The sequence below is a fragment of the Roseomonas indoligenes genome, from assembly GCF_017813365.1.
GTDB classification, from domain to species: domain Bacteria; phylum Pseudomonadota; class Alphaproteobacteria; order Acetobacterales; family Acetobacteraceae; genus Roseomonas; species Roseomonas indoligenes.
This window is the reverse complement of record NZ_JAGIZA010000014.1, coordinates 75,087-93,380: the sequence shown is the minus strand read 5'-3', so window position 1 is coordinate 93,380 and position 18,294 is coordinate 75,087. Positions and strand designations below refer to the sequence as shown.

The following is an 18,294-nucleotide window of genomic DNA, read 5'->3' as shown; positions in this document are numbered from 1 at the left end:
CGGGGGAGAGGCGCAACGTCCTGAACGGGCGCATGCCTTCAAGATTCGGCCGAGGCGCGCGGCGAGTATGCGCCCATGATCGAGATGCCGGAAAGCGCGATGCCGCGACGCCATTTCCTGGCCGCTTGAGCGGCCGGCGGCCTGGGCGCCGCTGCAAGTGCGGCCACGCCCGCAGGGCTGGTTCTGGTGGCTGAGAGTCGCGAGATGATCTGGAACGCGGTCGCGGTGGATCAGGGCCGCGTCTTCGTCGCCGGCCCGCGCTGGACGGGCTCGCAGGGCCCCGCGCTGGGCCTGCTGGAAGGCGGCGCCGTCCGTCCCTACCCCGATGCTACGTGGAACGGCTGGGCGCGCGGACAGGAAGCCGCCAGAGCCTTCGTGAACGTCAACGCCGTCCACCTGGACGGGCGCGGCGGGCTCTGGGCCGTGGACACCGGCTCCCCGGATTTCGGCGGCGATCCCCTGCCGGGCGGCGCCAAGCTCGTGCGCATCGGGCTGGAGAGTGGCCGTGTAGACCGCGTCGTGCCGCTCGGCCCGGAGATCGCGGGGCCCGGCAGCTACGTGGACGACGCGCGCTTCCGCGGCGACACCGCGTACCTCACCGATGCGGGCCGCCCCGGGCTGATCGTGCTCGATCTTCGGAGCGGGGCCGCGCGGCGCGTACTGGACGGCCATCCCTCCACGATGGCGCCCGAGGGCCGCGCAGCGGTGCTGGACGGTCAGCCCGTGCGCGCGCCGGATGGAGGCGTGCTGCGCGTGAACGCCGACCCGCTCGAACTGACGCCGGACGGGCAATGGCTGCTCTACGGCCCGCTGACCGGCCCGTGGTCACGCATTCAGACAAGGCTGCTGGACGACCCGGCTATCCCACCGGCGAGGCTGGCCGCAGGGGTGGAGCCCTGGGTCGACCTGCCGCCGGTGGGCGGCACGGCGATGGACGGCAACGGCGACCTCTACTTCACCGACCTGGCGGAGGACGCGCTCAAGCGCCTCGGCGCCGATGGCCGGATGACCACGATCCTGCGCGACCCGCGGCTGCACTGGGTGGACGCGCCCTTCATCGATGCGGAGCGCAACATCTGGCTGCCCGTGCCGCAGATGGATCGGGTGGCCCTGTTCAATGGCGGACGGCCGCTCACCCGCTGGCCGGTCCAGCTCTTCCGGCTGCCGCTGGACCGGCCGGGCTGAACGGTCCGAACCAGCAGAAACTCATCTGCTTGGTATCGGAACTATGCGTTTTCCTTCTTGCCTTCCGGCGCCCACCTTCCCGGCCAAGGAACGGGCGAGGCGCCCGGCCACCCCAGGCCACCCGGCGATCGAGAAAGGTCATGCTGATGACGATGTCCACGCGGCTGGGCCTGGCGGGCCTGGCGCTTGCCCTGGCCGCCCCGGTGGGGGTAGGCGCGGCGCTGGCCCAGGCGCCGCTCCCCGAGGCCTTCCCGGCGGAGCGCAGCATCGGCGCGATCGAGCCGGTCTTCGCCTTCCGCAACGGCCCGATGCCGACCGGCGTCACCGTCTCCGCGCGCGGCCGCATCTTCGTGAACTTCCCGAAATGGGGTGACGAGGTGCCCTTCACCGTGGGCGAGATCCGCGACGGCCGCGTGGTGCCCTACCCGGACGCCGCCATCAACCGCGCCGACCCGGCGCGTCCGGGCGAGACGCTGCTGAGTGTGCAGAGCGTGGTCGTGGATCCCGCCGATCGCCTCTGGATCCTCGACACCGCCGCGCCCGGCTTCGCGCGGCCCCTGGCCGGCGGCGCGAAGCTCGTCGCGGTCGACCTGGCGACGGACAGGGTCGTGCGCACCATCGTGCTGCCAGAAGGCGTGGTGCTGCCCACCACCTACGTCAACGACGTGCGCTTCGACCTTCGTCAGGGCCGTGCCGGGGTCGCCTACATCACGGATTCCTCCACCTCGGGGCCGGGCGGGATCATCATCGTCGACCTCGACAGCGGCGAGGCGTGGCGACACCTGACGGGCCATCCCTCTACCTCCCCGGACCCGGCCTTCGTACCGATGGTGGAGGGCGAGACGATGGCCGCGCGCGAGGCTGGCAAGCCGCCCGCACCCTTCCGCGTGGCCTCCGACGGGATCGCGCTCTCAGCGGATGGGGAGACGCTGTACTTCTGCCCGCTCTCCAGTCGCCACCTCTTCTCCGTGCCCACGGCGCTGCTGCGCGACCGGAGCGCGGCGCCGGAGGCCGTGGCGGCGGCGGTGCGGGACCTCGGAGAGAAGGGCGCCTCGGACGGGCTGGAGGCGGACGACAGGGGCCGCGTCTATGCCGGCGACTACGAGCACAACAGCATCCGCCAGCGCGACACGGACGGCCAGTGGCGCACCATCGCGCACGACCCGCGCATCCTCTGGCCGGACACGCTCTCCGTAGCGCACGACGGCCACCTCTACTTCACCGCCAACCAGCTGCAGCGCCAGGCCATGTTCCACGAAGGGCGAGACCTGCGGACGAAGCCCTACCTCCTCTTCCGCATCCAGATCGGGGCCGGGCCGGTGGCGCTGCGGTGAGCGGCCGGGACGAGGCCCTGCTGGGCGGCAACCCTTCGAGGAGACGCGTGATGCGGAACCTGGCCGCCGGCGGTGCCGGCATCGCCTTCGCGGCGGAGACCGGCACGGCGGGCGCGCAGTCCCCGCCATCCGGGGCGCCGGCCATCCTCGCGCCACAGCTTGGCGGCGACCACGTCACCGCCGCGCCGGGGCGCGGGCTGATGCCCGCCGTCAGCGCCCATGTCGGCGCCGTGCCAACGCTGTTCGGGCTGGACGAGCAGCCGATGGAGCGGATGTCGCCCCTGATCGGGCGGCAGTACCTCAGCGGCGCCGGCGCCACCTTCTGCAAGTGGACGATGCGCAAGGGCGCGGTGGTGCCGCTGCACCACCACGCGAACGAGCAGATCACCTGGATCACGGAAGGGCGGGCGGAGGTCTTCTCCCAGGGCCGGCGCTTCGTAATGACGGCCGGCACGGTGCTGATCATCCCGCCCAACGTGCCGCATGATTTCCTCTTCACCGAGGACACGATCGACATCGACATCTTCACCCCGCAGCGCCAGGACTGGCTGGACGGCACGGCGGGCTACTACGCGCGCTGAACACCCATCCCGGACAGGAGAGCACTCGTGCCCAACGATACTACGCCATCCCATGGCCGCTTCGACCTCGCCGCCATCGCAAGGAGCTTTCCCGAGACGGCGGACACGCTCCTCGTGGATCGGTACCTGACGCGGGAGGAGGCGGCGAGCGCGCGCGTCTTCCGCGTCTATCGCGGCACGCCGCCGCACTACCACGCGACCTGCGACGAGTACCTCTACGTCCTCTCGGGGCGCGGCACCTTCTGGATGGAGAGCGCGGACACGCAGGACGAGTTCGGGCCCGGCCAGCTCCTCTTCTTCCGGCGCGGCACGGTGCACGCCCTGCCGGACATCCTGGAACGGCCGGTCGTCTTCTTGTCCGTGGACACGCCGCGGCGCGACCCGAAGGACATCATCTTCGTCAACCCCGCGGACGGCACGCCGGAGAGCTTCATCCGCCAGCAGGGGCAGTGAGCCTCGCCCGCAGGAGGTCCGTCCCATGACATCGATGCTGAGATCCGCCCCGGTCCTGGCCGGGCTTCTCCTCCCGGCCGCGCTGCCTGCCGCCGCGCAGGGCGTGCCGGTGAAGGAGCTGGTCGTCGCCGCCGCGCCCTCGGCCGCGCAGCGCACGGGAGAGGAGAAGGCAGCGCGCGCCTTCTACGACTTCTGGAACACGGGCGACGAGGCGGTGCTGCGTGCCGCCCTATCCCCCGCCTTCACGGACCACACCCTGCCGCCCGGCCGGCCGCAGGGGGCGGAAGGCCCGGCCTTCGCCTCCCGCAACTTCCGCGGGGCGGTGCCGGACCTGCGCGTCTCGGTCGAGAAGATGATCATCGCCGGCGACTACGTGACGGTGCACATGCACTTCACCGGCCACTTCACCGGCCGCATGGGCGACGCAGCCGGCCAGGGCCAGCCGATCGACTTCATCGCGACCGACCTGATCCGCGTGACGGATGGGCTCGTTACCGACAACTGGCATATCGAGGACAACCTGACCCTGTTGCAGCAGATGGGGCTGGTACCGAAGCCGTAGCTAGCGTGGCCGCCCGGTCCATCAGGCCCGCCGCCGGCAGCAATCCAATCTAAGCGTTTCCCCGGCTCACCGCCCGTGGCTGGGACCCGACGACAAACCCCGGGATCGGGACCAGACCCATGTCGTGCCTGCCGTTTCCCACCGTCACCCGCTTCTCCCCCGCGCCCGCGGCGGGAGAGGCGGTCGTGGCGCCGGCCGTCCCCGCCGCGGCGCGCCAGGGGCGCTGGGCCGTGGTGGCGCTCGTCGCGGCCATCTTCCTCTGGGGGGCGAACTGGCCGGTGATGAAGGTGGGGCTGGCGCATGTCACGCCGCTCTGGTTCTCCGCCCTGCGCTTCGCGGCCGGTGCGGCCTGCCTCTTCCTGCTGCAGGCCGCGCAGGGCCGGCTGCACCTTCCCCGGCGCGCGGACCTGCCGGTGATCGCCTCCATTGGGCTGCTGCAGATGACGGCCTTCACCGCGCTCGGCATGGAGGCGATGACGGTGCTGCCCGCCGGGCGTTCCGCCATCCTCAGCTACACCACGCCCGTCTGGGTGGCGCCCGCCGCCATCCTCCTCTTCGGGGAAAAGGCGACGCCGCGCGGCCTGGCGGGGATCGCGCTGGGGCTGGCCGGGATCGTGGTGCTGGTGAACCCGCTCTCCATCCCCTGGCACGTGCCGGGCGTCCTCGGCGCCAACGCCATGCTGCTGCTGGCCGCGGGCTGCTGGGCGGCGTGCATCCTGCACCTGCGCGTCCACCCCGTCTCCGCCTACGCCGTGGCGCCCTGGCAGATGCTGCTGGCGGCGACCGGCCTGGCCCTGGCCGGGCAGATCTGGGAAGGCCCGTTCACCGGGGACGGCTCCACCGGCTTCTGGGAGGCCCTGGCCTTCGTGGGGCCGGTGGCCACCGCCTTCTGCTTCGTGGCGGTGAACGCCGCCAGCACCAGGCTGCCCGCCACCACCATGTCCATGGCCATGCTCGGCGTGCCGCTCGCCGGGCTGGCCCTCTCCGTCGCGGTGCTGGGGGAGCGGGTGGACGCGGCGCTGGCCATCGGCACGGCCTGCATCGCCGGCGGGATGCTCGTCAGTCTCCGGCAGAAGGACTGACCGGCACGGAAGAGGCCGGTCAGGCCGCCGCGCCGCGCAGGGGCGCCCCCGCCAGGCTCTCCGTCAGGAAGCCCACCAGCGGGCGCAGCAGCTCCCCGACCTCGCCCTCCTCGCCCAGCACGGTGATCTCCGTCATCGGCAGGGGCGGCCAGTGCTCCGGCGCCCGGAGGATCTGCATCCCCGGCTGCACGAAGGAGCGGCCGAGCACCGTCATCCCCAGCCCGCCCGCCACGGCGGCCTGCACGCCCATCAGGCTGCTGGCCGTGCACACCGCCACCCACTCGCGGCGCACCGTGTCCAGTGCCGCGATCATCGTGTCCCGGTAGGTGCAGGGGGCGCGCAGCATCACCAGCTGCGCGGGGCGGGTGAAGTCCGGGCGGTACTCGGCGCCGGCCATCCACACCAGCGGCTCCCGCCAGATCACGCGGCCGCGCTGGGCCGCGCCGTCCTTCTTGGCGACGACCGCGTCCAGCCGGCCGGCGTCGTAGGCCTCCAACAGCTCGCAGCTCAGCCCGGTCATCAACTCCACCCGCACGCCGGGATGCATCCGGGCGAAGCGGGCGAGGAGCTTCGGCAACTCGCCCGGCACGAAATCCTCGGAGATGCCGAGCCGCAGCGTGCCCACACGCGGCGGCTCCCGCATCTGCCGCATCAGCGCGTCGTTGAACTCCAGCATGCGGCGGGCGGCCACGAGCAGGGCCTCGCCGTCCCGCGTCAGGCTGAGGGACCGGCTCGTGCGCTCGAAGACACGGCGGCCGATGATCTCCTCCAGCCGCAGCACCTTCTGGCTGACGGCGGATTGCGACCGCGCCACCACCTCCGCCGCCGCGGTGAAGCTGCCGGTCTCCGCGACCGCGACGAAGGCGCGGAGCAGGTCGAGCTCGAGATCGGGATAGCGCATGGCCCGCGGGATCCGCCTCTGGACGGGAGGGGAACTATGCCCCCGGCCGCCCAAGGGCAAGCGGGCGGCGAAGGGCGGCCTCCCCCTGCGGGAAGGCCGCCCTCGTTCTCAGCCCTTGATGAAGGCGAGCAGGTCCGGATTGATCACGTCGGCATGGGTGGTTGCCATGCCGTGAGGGTAGCCGGGGTAGGTCTTGAGGGTGCCGTGCCGCAGCAGCTTGATCCCGATCCGGGCGGAATCGTCGATCGGCACGATCTGGTCGTCCTCACCGTGCATCAGCAGCACCGGCACCTCGATCGCCTTCAGGTCCTCCGTGAAGTCGGTCTCGGAAAAGGCCTTGATGCACTCGTAATGGGCCTGGGCGCTGCCGGTCATGCCCTGCCGCCACCAGTTGTCCACCACGCCGGGGATCGTCTCGGTGCCCGCGCGGTTGAAGCCGTAGAAGGGGCCGGACGGAAGGTCGCGGAAGAACTGGGCGCGGTTGGCGGCCAGCGCGCGGCGAATGCCGTCGAACACCTCGATCGGCAGGCCGCCGGGGTTGGAGGCGCTCTTCACCATGACAGGCGGCACGGCACCGATCAGCACGGCCTTGGCCACGCGGCCGTTGCCGCCGTGGCGGGCCACGTAGCGCGCCACCTCGCCGCCCCCGGTGGAGTGGCCGACATGGATGGCGCCCCTGAGGTTGAGATGCGCCGCCAGCGCCGCGACGTCGGCGGCGTAGGTGTCCATCTCATGCCCCTTGGGGGACTGGCTGGACCGACCGTGGCCGCGGCGGTCATGCGCGATCACACGATAGCCCTGGGACAGAAAGAACAGCATCTGCGCGTCCCAGTCGTCAGCGCTCAGCGGCCAGCCATGGTGGAAGACGATCGGCTGGCCCGAGCCCCAGTCCTTGTAGAAGATCTGGGTGCCGTCCTGGGTGGTGACGAAGCTCATCGTCCTGCGTCCTTCGCTGTGGGGGGTGGGATTGGCTTGGTGGCGCCCTGTCTGTGCCAGCGCCGCGCCGGGAACAGCGGCCATGGCGGCCCCGGCCAGGATCGCGTCACGCCGGGTGATCCCGGCGGGCCTCTCGTCCTTCTCGTTCATGTCGCTTCTCCTGCGCGGTGCCGTCCTGCGGCCCGGCGTGTCATGCCTTGTCCGGGCGCGCCCGTCTTGGACGGATCGGCCGCTACGGCCGGGCCGGGGGCGTGCCGCCATCCGCCGGGAACGGTGTCGCCAGCGGTCTCCGCTCCAGCTTCAAGCCGCCCCGGAACAGCAGGGCCAGCGTGCCGGCCGCCAGCAGCCCAATGGCGACGTTGGAGCCGAGGAAGAGCAGCGGCGCCAGCGTGGCGACCGCGCTGCCGTCGCCGCGCCCGACCATGATGAGCGCGGCATTGGCCAGGGCCGTGACGCCGAAGCTGAAGGCCCAGTAGGCGGGGGTGAAGGGCTGTTCCCGGATCCAGGGCAGCAGCCGCAGCAGCAGCAGCGCCTGGAGCAGGCCGTAGCCGAGCAGCGCGTGCGCCAGCACGTCCGGCGGCCTGGAGGTAACTGAGAGGTAGCACACTGCCCCGACGACTGGCGGCGCGAGCTGGATGCCGAGTGTCGGCCGCAGCGGCGCCGGCATGGCGGGGCCGTGGTACAGCCGGTGCAGCAGCACGGATTCGATCGCCAGCCAGGAGAAGAGCCCGGCCCCGAAGGCGAGCTGCCCCCAGTCCGCGTAGCCCAGCGCCGCCGCGCACGTGCCGGTGACGAAGGAGCCCGCCACCGCCGGCAGGTAAAGGATCGCCGTGGTCGCGCCCGCCTCCCGCTCCCCGTGCCAGAGTTGGCCGGAGCGCCAGAGGGCGAAGGCGAGGGTGACGGCGGCGCCGGCCGCGTAGAGAACCACGGCGGCCGCATGGGAGAGCGGGAGCAGGGCGGCGGCGACGAGCATCGTCGCCACACCCGAGAGCCCGGCAAAGCAGCACTGCACGGGGTGGGCGATCTCCGCCAGCGCGGCGTCGCGGGCGAGCATCCATTTCGCGGCGTAGAGCAGGACGAGAACGGCCCAGACGAGGGTGCCGAGGGCCAGCAGCACCTCCCCGACGGCAGCGGGTAGGCCCCAGACCCGGTGAGCTAGGCGCCATCCACCCCCGAGCCCGACAAGGCCGAGGACGATGCCGAAGAAGGAGGCGGGGACGAGGGGAAGGGATCTCATGGCGGCGTCACGCGGCGGCCCTGGCGCGGCCCTGCGCCAGCCGGTCCACCGCCTCGTCCGTGTACCAGACCGCGCTGGCGAGCCAGCGGAAATTGGTCAGCGCCGCAAGGTAGCCGTCGCCTTCCGGGATCCTGCTGGCGGCCGTGGCGTCGCGCACCACCGCGACCTCGAAGCCCTTCTCGACCAGGTCGCGCAGGTGCGACTCCACACAGTAGTTCGCGGCCATGCCGGCGAGGATCACCTGGTCGATCCGCTTCTTGCGAAGCTGGAAGACCACGTCGTTCGTCTGCGGCCCGGCGATCTTGTGCGGGGAGCAGACGATCGTCTGGCCGTCCTGGATGAGGGACTTGAACTCCGGCATCCAGTCCGCGCCCGAGCCGTCGAAGCCTTCCAGCGAGAGGGGATCGCGGCGGTCGAACATTCGCAGCTTGTGCATCAGCGTCTCGCCGGTGGCGGCGAAGCTCCAGCGGTGGTCGAAGGGGTAGTAGTAATGGGGCGAGATCACCACGGGGATACCGGCGCGCTTGGAAGCCTCGAAGAGCCGGCCGAGGTTCTCCACCGTGCGGTGCTCGGTGATGCTCTCGCCGAAGACGCCCCAGGCTGCACCCTGCGGGCTCAGGAAGTCGATCTGCGGGTCCGTGACCAGCAGCGCGGTGCGGCTGAGGTCCAGATCCATGCCGACAACCGGCAGGGCGGGGTTCGGCGGGTCGGCATAGGCGGGGTTGCGCGGCTGCATGGCGGGATCTCCGATGCGGGGTGGGCGTTTCAACCCTGCTCCCGCGGCGGGCGGCGCCTCTTGGACCGTTGTCCGAGATTGTGCCGCCCGCCCCTTTCCGGCCTCAGCGCAGCTCGATCCCCGACAGGTCGATGGAGACGACCAGCGGCTCCGGCGCTGCCCGCCCGTCCTCCCCGCGCGGAAAGATGCGGCGCCTTGTCGGGAAGGTGATGCCCGACACCTGCGTGTAGGCGCTGATGTAATGGGCGCCCGGCGTTCCCCCGGCGATCTCTACGTCGTAGTCGTGCCGGCGAAGAAGGCCCTCGTTGTCGACGTAGAGAGTCTGGATCATGCTGTGCGTCGCGATGCCGGGCGGGAAGCGAAGACGCAGCCGCCGCCATGCCGCGCCGTCCTCCTCCCAAGGCTCCACCTCCTCGCTCTCCACCCCCGGCCAGGCCAGGAGAAAAGGGGTGTTGAGGTAGGTCCACATCGCGCATCCCGCGAAATAGGCCAGTTGCAGCTCCGTCCAGGGCGTCATCAGATCATGCCCGGCAAAGCTGCGCCGAGGCTCCCGCAGCTCCTCCAGCACGGTGCCGTCCGCCGCCTCCAGCGCGACCCGGCCCGGCTCGAACCGGCTCCGGCGCCCGTTCCCTCCGAAGGGCGCGTGGCCCGCCCACTCCTCCCGCAGCCCGGCGGTGACGCGGGTGCGCTCCAGCGTGCGCGAGTGGCCCTTGATCGCCCAGAGGGCGCCGCCCTGCACGAGGTCGGCCGATACGGTGCTGAACGCCTTCCAGCGCTCCAGCCCGCCATGCGCGTCGATCACGCGCTGCGCCAGTGGGTCCATGCCAAATCTCCCGGGGTTGCGTGCCGGAAGGATGGACGCCGGACGCCTCCCCGGCTTGGCGCCATGGGTCGCGGCGGTGGGCTCAATGCGACACACGCTGCATCGCCGCGCGGTCGGCGTTGGTCAGGCCACCGAAGCCCCAGGCATCGCCGTCCAGCTCCAGGATCTCGACATAGGCCATCTCGCCGAGATCGCGGCCCAGCACCTCGCCCAGCATCGCGTAGGTCGCGGCGACGTAGCGTGCCTTCTCCTCCGCCGTGCTGCCGCCCGCGTTGACCGTCGTCCGTACATGGGCCGCGATGCCGCCCGGCTGCCCCACGATGCTCCAGCCCCGCCGCGAGGTTTCCTCGACAAGGACGATGATCCAGTCCGCTCGCTTGCGCATGGTCTCCGCCAGGATCCGCCTGGCCTCCTCCTGCAACCGCGCGGTCTGCGTGCCCGTCAGGGCTGTCCCGGCGCACCGGATGTTGATGAACGGCATTCCGCGATCCTCCTGCCCTGCCGCGCTCGCGGAAGGCTCTCGCGACGGACAGAAATCCGCCCTGTGCAGGCCGACTTGTCGGAACGTGACCCAACCGACGCGCGCGAGCGTTGACGGACTGCGGTTCAAGCGATCGCGGCGCTGGATCGCCAGCTTGGGGGCACGCGGCGCCCACCCGAACGCGTCTCGTTCCCCCCGAAGAGAGAAACCGCCATGAAGATCGCCCGAGCCGTGCTCACGCTGGCCCTCGCCACCACCGCCCTCTCGCCGATCGGATCGGCCTTCGCGCAGGCACCGCAGACCTCCGGCATCCCGATCGTGCGCGGCGACGCGCGGCTTCAGGACCGTGGCGTCTACATCGACCAACTGATCGCCGACTTCATCACGAAACACGGTCTTCCCGGGCTGACCATGGCCATCGTCCAGGCGCCTTACATCCCGCGCTCCGCCGGCTACGGCAGGACCAGCCTCGACCACGACGAGCTCGCCTCCACCCGCACGCTGTGGAACGTCGGGCCGATCACCCAGGCCTTCACCGCCGTCGCTGTGATGCAGCTGAAGGAGCGCGGCGCGCTCCGGCTCGAGGACCCGATCGGCAAGTTCGTGGACGGACTTCCGGTCACTTGGCGCGGGGTGACGGTGATGGAGCTGCTGCAGAACGCCTCCGGCATTCCCGACTACCGCGAGGCGATGGAGGCCGGCCGCCGCTACGCGCCGCGCGACCTCATCGGGCTCGTCGCCGCGAAGCCGATGCTGTTCGAGCACGGCACCGAGGCGCGGCTGAGCGCGACGAACTCCACGCTTCTCGCCATGGCCGTCGAGCATGCCAGCGGCATGAGCTATCACGAGTTCGTCCGCAAGAACCAGATCGAGGTGGAGGGTCTGACGGCGACGATGTACGCCGCCGACTTTGCGGAGCGTGCGGCAGTGGACCGGCCGGTGCCGACGCCCGCGCACGACAACCAGCACTCCCGCTTCAAGTCGGATGTGCGCTTCATCAACCCGGTGGAACCGGCTACCGGCTACCAGCTCGTGAACGGGCGCATGGTCGCTGTGACGCCGGAGAGCTCCGCCAACCTGTTCGGCTTCGGCGATCTCTGGTCGTCGGCCGAGGACATCAGCAAGTGGGACATCGGCCTGGCCGGCTCCACCTTGATCCGGGAGGCGGCGAACCGCGACGTGATCTACAAGCCCACGCAGCTGGCCAACGGCACGGTGGTGCCGGCCATGGCGGGCTGGGAGTTCACGCACCACCCCGGCTTTATGGAGGTGAAGGGCAATTCCCCGGGCTTCAGCTCCTACCTCAGCCGCTTCACGGAATCGGCCGAGCTGGTCTGCGTGACCCTGCTGACGAACAAGGAGGGCGTGGACCTGACGGTGCTCGCGCGCCAGATCGCGGCCGCCTACAAGGACGACCTCGGCCCGGCGGTCGCCAACCGGGGCCTCGTCGCGCAGGAGAGCAAGTTCGGTGCGGCCGAGACGGTCGCGCGGATCCAGGCCGGGCTCGCCGCCGGCAACGTCCCGGTCTTTGCCACAGTCGACCACGCCGCCAATGCGCGCGGCGTGGGCGAGACGCTGCGGCCGACCACCGTTATCACCTTCGGCAATCCCCGGATCGGCACGCGGCTGATGCAGGACGACCAGACAGTGGGCCTGGACCTCCCGCTGCGCGTGCTGGTGTGGGAGGACGCAATGGGGCGCACCTGGATCGGCTACCCGGAGCTGGAGGCCCTGGCCGGCCGCTACGGGATCAACGATCCCGCCACCGTGGCCGCGATGGGCAAGGCGATGGAGGCGGTCGTCGACCACGCCGCCAACGTCTACTCCTACTGAGGGGGCAGCGATGAACCTGTCACGACGCCTGGCCCTGCTCGGGATTGGCGGTGCGGCGGCCCTGTCGGCGGGAGCCCCGGCCGCCAGGGCCGGGTCGGGCGGCCCGGCGCTCGCCGCGCTCGCCGCGCTCTCGCGCCGTCTCGCCGCCGCACCGCGTCGGCGCGGCTTCGCGGCCGTTCCCCTCGTGGTGGACCGGCCGGACCTCTGGGACCACGAGGCCTCGGCGATTCTGCTGGACTATCCCGGCGGGCCGAAGCAGGTGTGGGAGTGCAGCGACATTGCCGCAGCCTGGCCGAACCTCATGCGCGAAGCCCTCAACGGCCAAGTCTTCGCGCACAGCCATCCCGACTTCCTGGCGGTGGCCGCCGTGCACGGCACCGCGCACCTGGCGCTGTTCAGCCAGGTGATGTGGGACAAGTACGGGCTGGCCGCGAACACCCGTGGCAGCCTCTCGCGCAACGAGATGATCGTTGAGCGGCCCGGCGCTTCGCCGGAGGACGATCTCCAGAGTCTGGACGGCTTCTACGGACCGGGAAACAACAACATCGTCTCGCTGCAACGGCGCGGCGCCGTGTTCGTGGCCTGTCATGACTCGATCCATGCTATCGCCCGGGGTATCCGCGCCGCGCGGGGAGCGGAGGCAGGAGCGGCCGATGCCATCGCGGCCGAACTCACGAACAATCTCGTCTCCGGCACCGTGCTCGTGCCAAGCGTCGTTGCCTATCTGGCCGAGGTGCAGCGGGCCGGCTTCACCTACGCCAAGGCCTCTTGATCTCTCATCAGGACCACTCCGCATCTTTGGACGGCTCCGCCTCCCGCGTTCGCGCGGGAAGCGGATCTCGATCTGGCTGCCCTGCTCACAGAGCCTCCCGAGACCACCGTGACGATTCAATTCAGCCTTTCAAGTCACGGCGCAACGCAACCGGACAACCAGGGTCCGTCCCTCCAAGAGAAGCTCGCTCCGGCGGCCTACAACACCCCTCGTCCGCGCCCCCCTTCGAACTCGCCGGATGAAATCAACAGCAGGAAAGGGTCCTTAGCATGAACGCTCTTCGCACTCTCGCCCTCGCCACCGTCGCGGGCGTCCTCCTCTCCTCCGCCGTGCCGGTGGACGCGGCATCGCCGCGCCTGCACAGCTGCGTGAACGCGCTCGAGGCGAACCCGAACTACCGCTCCTTCTTTGACGCGATCGAGCGCGTCGGCGGCACGGCGCGCTTCACCCAAAACCAGCCGATCACCATCTTCGCGCTGGACAACGCCGAGGTGGAGAAGGTGCCGCCGGCGGTGCGCAACCTCTTCCTGCCGCTCGGGCCCGAGATCGGTGACGTGCGCGGCGTGGGCCCGGTGATGGACCAGCTGGTCTTAGAAGGGCGCCACCCCGTTGCCGAGATGAAGCCGGGGCAGGAGTTCTACACCCTCGACGAGGCGACCGTGCAGGTGGTGGGCAGCAGCGAGGGCCGGCCGGTCCTGCGCATCGGCGGGTACGACATGGCCGTGGTCAGCGCCGACCAGCCCTGCAACAACGGGCTGGTCCAGGGCGTCGCCTACGTCGCGCGCAACCGCTAGGCCGACGAGACCACCCCGGGGCGCGGAGGCCCCGGACCGCTCGCACCGCCATCCCAGCCTTCATGCCGCCCCCCACGGCGGGATGGCGTGCGTCGGCCCCGCCCGGCCCCCCTCTCCCCGGCCGGTGCGGGGCCGCTTCATTTCCTGTGACCATGGCTGAAGCGCCGAGGCGTCCGGAGGGCACATCCGGACAAGACGGGCATGATCCACCGGCCGAGGCTGCGGGCACCCCGTGTCCGGTGCGAGCCCCGGGGGGCGGGGTCCCTGGCGGTGCCGCGCAGCGCAGCCAGGCATCAGGAGCCGCCGACGATGGACGCCACGACGGGAGAGAACGCCCCCTCCGCCCTGGCAGAGTTTCGCCGGGGCTGGCCGGTGCTGCTGGCCGCGACGCTCGGCTCCGCCACAGGGGTCAGCGTGCTGCCCTTCTACACCCTGGGAACCTTCATCGGTCCGCTGCAGGCCGAGTTCGGCTGGGGCCGGGGCGCGATCACCACCTCTTACCTCTACACCACCCTCGTGCTCGCCGTAGCGGCGCCGCTGCTGGGGGTGCTGGCGGACCGTTTCGGGGTGCGTCGCGTGTCGCTCCTCGCGATCCCGCTCTTCGCGGTGGGCCTCCTGCTTCTCGGCGCCTTCCAGGGCTCGCTGCTCCACTTCCAGCTCGCCTTCGGCCTCATGGGGCTGCTGGGCGCGGGCGCGACGCCCGTGAACTATACCCGAGCGGTGAACGCGGCCTTCCGCCGGGCACGGGGGACGGCGCTCGGCATCTCGCTGGCCGGCATTGGCGTCGCCGCCATGTTGCTGCCGGTCCTGCTCTCTTCGATCAACGGCACCTACGGCTGGCGGACGGGCTATCTAACCCTGGCGGTGCTGGCGCTGCTGCCCTGGCCCTTCGTCCTCCTCGCCTTTCCTCGGCACCGGGCCGCGGCGGGCGCGAGGGGCGGGGCCGCGGCGGCCACGGCGCTGGGCCGCGGCACCTACTGGGCCATGGTGCTCGCCTTCGCCGCCGTCGCGGTCGCCGTTTCGGCCCTGATCGTCCACATGGTGCCGCTGCTGCGCGACGCGGGGCTGGACGCGATGGGGGCGGCGCGCATCGCTTCGCTGGTCGGCGTCGGCGTGCTCGTGGGCCGGCTCGCGGCGGGTTACCTCGTCGACCGCTTCTTCGCGCCGCTGGTAGCAGCGCTGTTCTTCGCCGGCGCCGCAGCGGGCTGCCTCCTGCTGGCGGTGGGCGGCGTCGGACTGGCGCCCGTGGCCGCCCTCGCCATCGGCCTCTCCCTGGGTGCGGAGGTGGACTTCATGGCCTTCCTGACGGCCCGCTACTTCGGTATGTCGCGCTACGCCACCAACTACGGCATCCTCTACGCCCTTTTCGTCCTGGGCGGCGCCGTGGGTCCCTTCCTGGCGGGTATGAGCTTCGATCGCAGCGGCAACTACGCCGCGGTGATCTGGGGCGTGACCGCGCTGCTGCTGGCCGCTGCCGCGATCATGGCCCGGCTGCCGCGCTTCTCCGGCACGGCAGAGCAGCCCCTGGCGGAGGTGACGGACACCCATCGCTACGCTAGGTAGGCGCCGGGATGCAGCAACGCCTCGACACGGCGGGAGAGGCCGGCGCCGCGGCACCGCAGGCAATCGGCTTCGGCCCCTTCCGCCTCGACCCCGCCGCGAGGCGCCTCTTCCGAGAAGGAAGGGCGGTTCCCCTCGGCAACCGCGCCTTCGGCCTCCTTCTCCTGCTGGTGGAGCGCGCGGGCGAAGTCGTCGGCAAGGAGGAGCTGCTGGAGCGCGCCTGGGGCAGCGTGCACGTGGAGGAGGAGAACCTTCGCGTCCACATCCACGCCCTTCGCAAGGCGCTGGGTGACAGCGAGACCCAGCGCTACGTCGTCAACATCCCTGGGCGCGGTTACAGCTTCGTGGCCCTGGTCGGGCAGGGCGGGGCGGCACCGCAGACCGCGGAGCCGCCCCGCCCCAAGCCCGTCGCGTCCTCCACCGGGCTGCGCCCGCCGCCCCAGCGCCGCACCGCCGTGCTCGGCCGGGCGGAGCAGGTCGCGGAACTCGCGGAGGCGCTGCTCGGGCACCGGCTGATCTCCGTCGTCGGGCCGGGCGGCATCGGCAAGACCACCGCCGCCCTCGCCGTCGCGGCCGCGCTGGCCGACCGCTTCCCCGGTGCTGTCGCCTTCGTGGACCTCGCCCCGCTGCGCGAGGAGCGCATGGTGCAGAGCGCGGTCGCTACCGCCCTGAACCTGCCCATCCGGTCCGAGGACGAGACCGGCAACATCCTCGCCGCGCTGCAGGATGCGCCCGTCCTCCTGGTCCTCGACAATTGCGAGCACGTGCTGGACGGGGTAGCGACGCTCGCGGAGGCAATCCACGAGCGCGCCCCGCGGGCCTGCATTCTGGCGACGACGCGGGAGCCCCTCTGCATCCGGGCGGAGCGCGTGCATCGCCTGCCGCCCCTTCCCTGCCCGCCGGAGGGCGGGGACCGGACGGCGGCGGAGGTCGCGACCTACCCCGCCGCCGCCCTCTTCGTGGAGCGCGCCGCCGCCGGCGCCGCCGGCTTCGTGCTGACCGACGGGAACGCCCCGGTGGTGGCCGAGATCTGCCGCCGGCTGGACGGGCTGGCGCTCGCGATCGAGCTGGCGGCGGGGCGGATCGATTCCTTCGGCGTGAAGGGGCTGGCGGCGGGGCTGGACCAGCGCTTCCAGCTGCTCAGCCGCGGCCGCCGCACGGCCCTGCCGCGCCAGCAGACTCTGCGCCTGGCGCTGGACTGGAGCTACGACCTCCTCACCGAGGAGGAGAAGGTGGTGCTGCGCCGCCTGAGCCTCTTCGCCGGTTCCTCCACGCTGGACGCGGCGGAGGCCGTGGTCTGCGGCGACGACATCCCCCCGGACGACTTCACCGACCACCTCGCCCGCCTCGTCCTCGCCTCACTCGTCTCGGCCGACACCGCCTCAGGCAACGTGCGCTACGCGCTGCTGGAGACCACGCGCGTCTACGCGCTGGAACGCCTGGCGGAGAAAGGGGAGCGCGGCGTCTTCGCGCGGCGCCATGCCCTGCACTTCCTGAACGTGCTGCAGCGCTTCCTGCGGGAACGCCCGGCCGAGACGCTGCTACCCTTCCGGCCGGACCTGGACAACATCCGCGCCGCCCTGGCCTGGGCCTTCTCGCCGGAGGGGGACCTCTCCATCGGCATGCCGCTCTCGGTCGCGGCGGCCTTTCTCTTCATCGATCTGTCGCTCCTGGCCGAGTGCGTCCGCTGGACCGGCCTCGCCCTGGAGCGCCTGCCGAATGAGGAGCGCGGCACGGTGCGAGAGATGGAGCTGCGCACGGGCTTCGCCATGCCCCTCCTCTTCACCCGCGGCAATCTGGAGGAGGTCCGGCTGGCGCTGGAGCGCGCGCTGGGGCTGGCGGAGAAGCTGGGCGCGGTGGCCCACCAGGCCCGCATTCTGGACGGCCTTTTCACCTACCACCTGCGCGGCGGGCATTTCCGCGCGATGTTCGACACGGCGCGCCGAGCCGAGGCGCTGACCCGGAGCATCACCCTGCCGAATTACGGCGGATCGGACTGGATGATGGGCGTGTCCCACTACTTTGCGGGGAACCTGCCGGAGACGCGCCGCCACCTCGTGCGCGCGATGGCGACGCTGCCCCGCAAGCGGCCGGTGGACGTGCTGCGCATCGGCGTGGACCAGCGGGTGAACGCCGCCAACGCCCTGGCCCGCGCCCTGTGGATGCAGGGCATGGCGGATCAGGCACGGGAGGTGGCGGCCTGCAACGTGGAGGAGACGGAGGCGCTGGGCGATCCCGTCACCCTCGCCGTCGCGCTGATGTGGACCCTGCCGATCGCCCTCTGGACCGGCGAGGTGGTGGTGGCGGAACGCCGGCTGGCGCGGCTGGAGGAGTGCACCGCGCGCGGCGGCCTCTCCCCCTCCCGTCTCGTCGGGCAGGCGCATCGCGGCGCGGTCCTCACCCATCGCGGCCGGCCGGCGGAGGGCATCCCCCTGCTGGAAGGAAGCCTGTCCGCTCTGCGCGGCATCAACAGCCGCCTGCTGGAGGTGGTGCTGATGATTCACCTCTCCGAGGCCTATGCGGCGGCCGGGCGGCACGGGGCGGCGCTGGCGGAGGTGGAGGCGGCGATCTTTCGCTCCCAGGAGACGGCGGAGCTGGTGAACCTGCCGCACCTGCTGCACCTCCGCGCCCTCTACGCGTGGAATGGCGATGGCGACACCGCGCGCCTGGTGGCCGGGTTGGACGAGGCGCTGGCCCACGCCCGCGGCAACGGCGCGCTGGCCTACGAGCTGCGGATCCTGACGAGCATGGCGCGGCTGCCGGCCGACGCCGCGGCCCGGGCGCGCGGCCTGGAGGCGCTGCACGAGGTCCATGGCCGTTTCGAGGAGGGCTTCGACACGCCCGACCTACGGGAGGCCGGGCGCGTGCTGGAAGGTTGAGCACCGGATTGGCGGATCGTCCCGCCGCGCCGCCGGGCAGTCCTGCAAGCCCCCGCCGGGCGTCCCGCGCAGGCTGCCGGCTCCGGCGGCGGCGCCCCGCCCCGGCCTCGCCCGGGTTGGGGCGTGCTGCTGGCGCGTTGCCCTC

At 71.7% G+C, this 18,294-nt stretch carries 17 protein-coding genes; 11 read left to right on the top strand and 6 right to left on the bottom strand.

Annotated features, from left to right (window positions below; all coding sequences use genetic code 11):
- The first annotated feature begins 186 nt into the window (after positions 1-186).
- From J5Y10_RS20245 to J5Y10_RS20220, 6 genes are all read left to right on the top strand, one after another.
- Entirely contained in the window at positions 187-1,185 is a 999-nt protein-coding gene (locus tag J5Y10_RS20245; RefSeq protein ID WP_209375918.1) for an L-dopachrome tautomerase-related protein, read from the top strand.
- A 146-nt stretch (positions 1,186-1,331) separates the two neighbouring features.
- Positions 1,332-2,519, top strand: a complete 1,188-nt coding sequence (locus tag J5Y10_RS20240; protein WP_209375917.1) for an L-dopachrome tautomerase-related protein — start codon at positions 1,332-1,334, stop codon at positions 2,517-2,519.
- Positions 2,520-2,569: 50 nt separating this feature from the next.
- Entirely contained in the window at positions 2,570-3,100 is a 531-nt protein-coding gene (locus J5Y10_RS20235) for a cupin domain-containing protein (RefSeq protein ID WP_209375916.1), read from the top strand.
- Between the two features lie 27 nt (positions 3,101-3,127).
- Positions 3,128-3,553, top strand: a complete 426-nt coding sequence (locus J5Y10_RS20230; protein WP_209375915.1) for a cupin domain-containing protein — start codon at positions 3,128-3,130, stop codon at positions 3,551-3,553.
- A gap of 25 nt (positions 3,554-3,578) precedes the next feature.
- The gene (locus tag J5Y10_RS20225; RefSeq protein ID WP_209375914.1) at positions 3,579-4,115 is read left to right on the top strand and encodes an ester cyclase; all 537 of its coding nucleotides are present in this window, start codon (positions 3,579-3,581) and stop codon (positions 4,113-4,115) included.
- 119 nt (positions 4,116-4,234) lie between these two features.
- The gene (locus J5Y10_RS20220; protein ID WP_209375913.1) at positions 4,235-5,197 is read left to right on the top strand and encodes a DMT family transporter; all 963 of its coding nucleotides are present in this window, start codon (positions 4,235-4,237) and stop codon (positions 5,195-5,197) included.
- A 19-nt stretch (positions 5,198-5,216) separates the two neighbouring features.
- Here J5Y10_RS20220 and J5Y10_RS20215 read toward each other — a convergent pair whose 3' ends face one another.
- The 6 genes from J5Y10_RS20215 to J5Y10_RS20190 form a co-directional block, all read right to left on the bottom strand.
- On the bottom strand, positions 5,217-6,098 hold the full coding sequence (locus J5Y10_RS20215; protein WP_209375912.1) for a LysR substrate-binding domain-containing protein: 882 nt from the start codon (positions 6,096-6,098) through the stop codon (positions 5,217-5,219).
- A 108-nt stretch (positions 6,099-6,206) separates the two neighbouring features.
- Positions 6,207-7,034 carry an alpha/beta fold hydrolase gene (locus tag J5Y10_RS20210; RefSeq protein ID WP_209375962.1) on the bottom strand — a complete coding sequence of 276 codons (828 nt, stop codon included), beginning with the start codon at positions 7,032-7,034 and terminating at the stop codon, positions 6,207-6,209.
- Positions 7,035-7,266: 232 nt separating this feature from the next.
- Positions 7,267-8,271: a dicarboxylate transporter/tellurite-resistance protein TehA gene (tehA, locus tag J5Y10_RS20205; protein WP_209375911.1), complete on the bottom strand. Its 1,005-nt coding sequence runs from the start codon at positions 8,269-8,271 to the stop codon at positions 7,267-7,269.
- A 7-nt stretch (positions 8,272-8,278) separates the two neighbouring features.
- Positions 8,279-9,007 (bottom strand): cysteine hydrolase family protein, encoded by a 729-nt coding sequence (locus tag J5Y10_RS20200; RefSeq protein ID WP_209375910.1) that lies wholly within the window; start codon positions 9,005-9,007, stop codon positions 8,279-8,281.
- A 103-nt stretch (positions 9,008-9,110) separates the two neighbouring features.
- Positions 9,111-9,830, bottom strand: coding sequence for a hypothetical protein (locus J5Y10_RS20195; RefSeq protein ID WP_209375909.1), 720 nt, complete (start codon positions 9,828-9,830; stop codon positions 9,111-9,113).
- An 82-nt stretch (positions 9,831-9,912) separates the two neighbouring features.
- Positions 9,913-10,311, bottom strand: coding sequence for a tautomerase family protein (locus tag J5Y10_RS20190; RefSeq protein ID WP_209375908.1), 399 nt, complete (start codon positions 10,309-10,311; stop codon positions 9,913-9,915).
- A gap of 213 nt (positions 10,312-10,524) precedes the next feature.
- On the opposite strand from J5Y10_RS20190, the gene J5Y10_RS20185 reads away from it, so the two are divergent.
- The 5 genes from J5Y10_RS20185 to J5Y10_RS20165 all read left to right on the top strand — a co-directional run bounded on the left by J5Y10_RS20185 (position 10,525) and on the right by J5Y10_RS20165 (position 18,149).
- Complete coding sequence (locus tag J5Y10_RS20185) at positions 10,525-12,144, top strand: serine hydrolase (protein ID WP_209375907.1); 1,620 nt, start codon at positions 10,525-10,527, stop codon at positions 12,142-12,144.
- A gap of 10 nt (positions 12,145-12,154) precedes the next feature.
- Complete coding sequence (gene tetH, locus J5Y10_RS20180) at positions 12,155-12,916, top strand: thiosulfate dehydrogenase (RefSeq protein ID WP_209375906.1); 762 nt, start codon at positions 12,155-12,157, stop codon at positions 12,914-12,916.
- A gap of 269 nt (positions 12,917-13,185) precedes the next feature.
- Positions 13,186-13,710, top strand: coding sequence for a fasciclin domain-containing protein (locus J5Y10_RS20175; protein WP_209375905.1), 525 nt, complete (start codon positions 13,186-13,188; stop codon positions 13,708-13,710).
- A gap of 309 nt (positions 13,711-14,019) precedes the next feature.
- Positions 14,020-15,273: an MFS transporter gene (locus J5Y10_RS20170; protein ID WP_209375904.1), complete on the top strand. Its 1,254-nt coding sequence runs from the start codon at positions 14,020-14,022 to the stop codon at positions 15,271-15,273.
- 8 nt (positions 15,274-15,281) lie between these two features.
- Complete coding sequence (locus J5Y10_RS20165) at positions 15,282-18,149, top strand: ATP-binding protein (protein ID WP_209375903.1); 2,868 nt, start codon at positions 15,282-15,284, stop codon at positions 18,147-18,149.
- Positions 18,150-18,294 lie beyond the last annotated feature (145 nt).